This is a genomic window from Barnesiella sp. CU968 (genome assembly GCF_905219685.1).
Classification (GTDB): Bacteria; Bacteroidota; Bacteroidia; order Bacteroidales; family Muribaculaceae; genus Lepagella; species Lepagella muris_A.
The window spans coordinates 1-5,470 of sequence record NZ_CAJMXD010000200.1 but is presented as its reverse complement, the minus strand read 5'-3'; the positions used below and the strand labels follow the sequence as shown (position 1 = coordinate 5,470).

Genomic DNA, 5,470 nt, shown 5'->3' with positions numbered 1-5,470 from the left:
CGGCCCTCCACAGCACTACTATAATCCTCAATACCGATGAACGGCTCAAAGAACTTAGCCAACACATCGTTATTTTTTAGATTATGTTCATCCTGAGAACCATCATAGTTGCTCTCAAACATGACACCTCCCAGACGGAACCTTGCGCCATTGCGAGATTCAACATAATTGAGGTCAGTTCCGGAGTTCTCCACCTGACGGATAAACGCAGTCTTACCATCACCGGCATTTCCGGTAATGATTATGAGTTTATAATCACCATGTTTAATATCCGCCAGAAGTTTGGTGTCGAGGCGTGTCTGTGTGTAGGTCAGTTTATCAAGTATGTTGTCATTCTTGAATCCGGCGCGTGTTCCTGCATTGCCTCTTTCACTCTGGCTATAAAGAGAGTTGATGTAATCAACGATATTGTACTCCTCTCCATCCTTATTGTAAAATTCTACAGCAGAATCTATGCGATCGAGAGACTCAAAAGCCTCCTGCATCTCTTTCGCATTCTGGAATCTATTTTCCTTCCGTGTTTCGCAAGCCTTCATAATGAATTTTGCGAATTTATCGGATATGTGGTGATTCCTTTCAAGAATATTGACCGGAGTTTTGTCAAGAACAGGGTTCTGACTGCTTCCCCAAGGATAGATATGACTTAACAATTCGTAAGCCGTAACTCCGAGTGCAAACGTGTCAGCACCCAAGTCCCAGTTCATCTTGCTTCCGACCGTCAGGTCAGGGGCTACATAACGATATGTGCCGACCTTATGACGGTCACCTTCCTTGTTTGTGGCAATATTGAAGTCGATGAGCACGAAAGAACCGTCCTTCCGATACATTATGTTTTCCGGCTTGATGTCGCGGTGTATTACCGGTGGTTGCTTCTCCTGAATATACACAAGTGCGGAAAGCATCTGTCTCAAGAACTCCTTTACAATGGGTAATGGCAGAAATGTATCACCACTTGCATAGCGGCGAATATCAGTTCCATCCACGAAATCCATGAGAGTAAAGAACAAGCCTCCATTGGTAGTTCCATTGTTACGGAATCTCACAATATTGGGATGACTCAATTCATTGAGCGCCTTGAACTCATCAACTGTAGCCTGTGGGCTTACACCTTCTTTGAATATTTTGGCTGCATACAGGGCACCGGGCTGATATTGATGCTTTGCTTTGAATACCTTAGAGAAGCCTCCTTCGCCAAGCATTTCACCAAGCACAATATCATTGGTAATCCGGTCTGTCGGTTTCAGGTCATCAAGATTTCCATTAGCCTCAGGTACTGATGATTGTTGTGTATGGGCGATGATTCCATTTTCAAAAATGAATTGGCGTATCTCGTCAATGTTAGCCCATCTTTCGATGGGATCAACTACTATTGTCCTTTCGCAAAGATCATCCACCCATTTCTCGACGTTGGAATTAACCGCCGAAGGAAGCGCATCCTTCGGAAGTTTGCCACCATTCATCAACAACTCCTTAAAGTTGTCAAACGGCAATTTCTGTCCAGTCATCAACTCATAGGCAAGGACACCAAAAGAATACACGTCGGATGCCGCAGAGTAATCACCGATAAACACATCTTCCGAGGTGTAGGCGTTCAGGTCGAAATCCTCCAGATCTACGGTGACATTGAAACTTGCATCATCATGTGCTTCATTGTATGCCAGACCGAAATACGCAAGAGCAGCTCTGCGGTCAGGCTGTATAAAAATGTTCTCGGGACGAACATCTCGGTGAATCACGTTCTTTTCATGGGCAAGAGATAAAGCCTCCGCGACATTCAACAGTATCTGAATTTTATCAATTTCTGTGAATGTATTGCGAGCCATCTCACTCCGTAAAGAACGGTCATCCTGATAAGGCGTGATTACATAATAATGGTTCTCCTCTGATTCAAACCGACTCNNAATTNTTACACCGGTGTTATCTGGCAAATAATCCTCGGTAATCTCGCCATTATGCACCAGCTTTTCATGCTTTTCAATCTGACTGGGAGACATGCCAGCTTTGTTCAGAGCATAATCGCGGACTTTATACTTTTTATCGANAGGAAGCTTCTTATGACAAAGGTATTCTATATAATCATCAGTGGTATCAAGAATTTCGTCGATAATCATACCGCAGACATTGGTACGGATATGTGTGCGACTAACGCTGCTGCCCATAAGATAGTCCACGATGTCGAACTGGTAAGACGCGATCGCACCTGCCGGTACATAATGAGGCAACCTATCCGGCTCCTTGATGAAGTTGATAAGTTCTTCATTGAGCAGGAATGTCTTGTTATCACTTGCAGACCCGGCCTCAAAGCCTGATTTGTTTTGGTTGAGGTTGCTGAGGGTTACGATAGACTCAATCCATGCGGCTTTCCATCTTCCGTCCTTACGCTTCAGATAGTCGCTCAGGACTTTACCTTTGAATGTTACGCCCTTTATGGGATTCTTTATCTCGCGGTCGTTATGAAACCATGCACTGTCGTATGCTTCAAGACGGCCTTTATAATCCTTGTTCTCAATAAGATATATAGCATGAGGCGCGACCACAATGCAGTCGCACTCCATGAATTGAGTACCTCCATTAGGATTGATATAGGGATATTCACCATTCGGTATGATATAATAGCTGTCAGGCAGGTTGACTTGGAGATAGTCAAACAGATGTTTCTCTCCGGCATTCACCGGTCCTGTGCTATGTATTGGCGTACAAAGTTTTGCCATTGGTATGATTTGGTGTTATCTATTGTTCTAATTCCATTTCTCAATCTCAGCCTCCACCATTGCGATGGCTTTCAACTCTTTGACGTTGGCATGATGGCGTTTAGTATGCGCGTCTCTCACCATACGGTCAATCTCTTTCATGTCCTTATCAGCCAAAATAGGAACTGGAATACTGAGAAAGAGTTTATTTATTGGATGACATATTTTTGTTCCGGCCTGTGTTCTCCGTATTAAACGGAATCCATAATCAGAATTAAGCCAACAATATAAGTATCCAGATGGGACCTTATCGTTAACTCTCATTCTAATAAAATGGCTTGACAGAAAAGCTCCTTCCAAATCTTCATTAGCATATACGGCTCGACAAAATGTTTCATTTTCACCGAGGGTTCCGTCACTTGCAATTAGGACTTCTCCATATTTAACAAGATTGTCAGTTTTAACACCTCTGCGCGATATGTATTTACCAGTAATAATCGTGTCAAAGATGTCTTTCTGGTTGATGAGCATAATGCCACAATGGGGCTTTACTTCAATACTTGGAGCCCCAGTGGAGGAAAATGTTTCACCACCCTCAATTACATCCTTTATTGTTAGATGACCTTTCGGGATAGAGGAGATAATTGCTTTAATACGCTCTGAGTTATTAAAAGCATTAAACGTAACTGCGCCAAATTCAGACACTTTTCGAGCAAAGCAGCTTGGTTTGCGAGTTGCACTATGCTGACCGAAGTAATCATAATCCTCCGGCGTTAAAGTCCTCAGTCCAGCTTTTTCTTTTAGAAGTTTGTCCGCAACTTCTAACTCGTACATAGCTTCATCTCTTAATTTTGACGAGTCTTGTATGAGTTGATTAATCTCTGACTTAAATGAGTCCGGGAAATTGGGGATAGGAATCACTTCAACATTTTCTGGCTCGATATGCTGTATAACCGACCCCGAAGTCCCTTGTGTTAGCATTACATAGCCGTACTTAGAAGCGAGATATGCGTATATTAGCCCAGCCCCCAGGATGTTATTCGGCTTGAGCCGAATAACATCCTGGGAAGCAAGCTTCCCAGCATGTTGCGCGTTTGTAAACGCGCAGTTGCCTATCGTGCCTGAGCACGATATAAGAATCCATCCTGCTTGCAGGATTTTATCCGGAATATCATCAGTATATTTCTTTGAAATGAGTTTTTCGTGAGACAAATCTCCTTTAAGCATGGCAGAACTACCTAAAAGTGTTATACCAGTCTTAGGATTATCCACATATACCCGTTTCCAACGACCGGCATGCCAAATTCTTTCGGTTACATTGCCTAAATTCAAAAGAGGATAAGGAGAAGACAAGATTCTCTTTTTTACAATCTGAGCCTCACTTAAATGGTATGAACCATCTAAGCGAGAACGACATTCTCCCACATCTGACAATTTGATCTTACCGGCTATCATAGTCCCATAATCTTTTTNTATTCCNCTGATATTTCCGGCAGGTCATCATCAAGCCTACGCACTCGTTCTACTCGACTGCGAGTCACGAGCTCACCATGACGGTTACGGGCAGCCCATTCTTTCTGAGTCGGATATAGGATTTCAGCTCCATCATCGTCTCTTTTGTAGATTGGATTGCCTCTGCGGTCCTTGCCAACCTTCTCGGCTATAGCCATGAATACCTCATAATCTTCCTTTTGACCGAGTTCTATTCCGGTCTTCTTCTGTAAGAATAGTAGTGATGCCTGCACACCTACCTGCGGCAAGAATGTCTCAACAGGCAAATCAATGGAAGCAATCAACTTGAATTTTGAAAGTATCCATTCACGAACCTTCTCGGTATTAGGGTTGCTTAGGATACCATCGGGTAAGACTATAGCCATTTTACCACCCGGTTTCAGGAAATTATAACATTGCTCTATAAACAATCCTTCTGGCGATTTTATCCACGCTGATAGTTCATAGTGTTCAACAATGCCCTGTGCAACCTCGACCTTTGAGCCAAAGGGAGGATTTGTAAATATCATATCGAACTTGCCGAAGGCACTGTCTTTAGCCGCATGTTGGTCGCATGTGGCATAATCGCCTTTATGCTCAACACTTGCCTTGACAGCTTCATTTATACGCCCGAGATCGGGTAATGAACCATTTGGATATTCAAGTGAGTTGATGTTGAATATGTTGCTGTGTCCGTCACCGGCCATAACCATATTCATCTTAGCAGCTTTCTTAAGATCCGGATCAAAATCGAATCCGAATATCATCGACTCAGCATACTTACGAACAATCTTATTGACTGCTTCATCAGTATTTGAGAGAGCCTCAATCTCTGCTTCTGAACGATCTGAATATATGTTACGGGTTATCTGACGACGCACATGATCAAGTACCATTACAAGGAAGCCTCCACTACCACAAGCCGGATCAAGCACACGGCAGTTCTGATTGGGATTCATAATCTCAACCATACATTTGATGATATTGCGGGGAGTAAAGAACTGACCGGCTTCTTGCTTTAGTGTATTGCTTACGATAGTTTCGTATGCTGTACCTTTGACATCGACGGTGGCATCGAGGAAGTTGTATTTGGCTATCTGCGATGCAACATAGGAAACACCACGGTCGGAAAGGCTAATCTGTTCGTTACCGTCGAATACCGTCTTGAAAAGGTCATCTTTTTTCAGCCTCTCGAAAATGTCTTTAATCCGCCTGGCGACTGTAGCCTGACCTTCGGGGGTGTTCTGTTCGGTAACGCCAACCCAGAACTGGCGGCGATAGCTGAACCC

Annotated in this window: 3 protein-coding genes; all 3 read right to left on the bottom strand. The window is 43.4% G+C overall.

The window, feature by feature from the left end:
- Positions 1–2,711 (bottom strand): serine/threonine protein kinase (locus JX312_RS08595; protein WP_204457708.1); only part of this gene is annotated, 2,711 nt, incomplete at its 3' end.
- Between the two features lie 27 nt (positions 2,712–2,738).
- The gene (locus JX312_RS08590; RefSeq protein ID WP_204457707.1) at positions 2,739–4,145 is read right to left on the bottom strand and encodes a restriction endonuclease subunit S; all 1,407 of its coding nucleotides are present in this window, start codon (positions 4,143–4,145) and stop codon (positions 2,739–2,741) included.
- A partial coding sequence (locus tag JX312_RS08585) for a class I SAM-dependent DNA methyltransferase (RefSeq protein WP_239653864.1) occupies positions 4,142–5,470 on the bottom strand: 1,329 nt, incomplete at its 5' end. The genes JX312_RS08585 and JX312_RS08590, both read right to left, overlap by 4 nt.

Excerpts from the sequence above, each read along its gene's own strand:
- JX312_RS08590 (WP_204457707.1), bottom strand. The coding sequence starts at position 4,145 with ATGATAGCCGGTAAGATCAAATTGTCAGATGTGGGAGAATGTCGTTCT.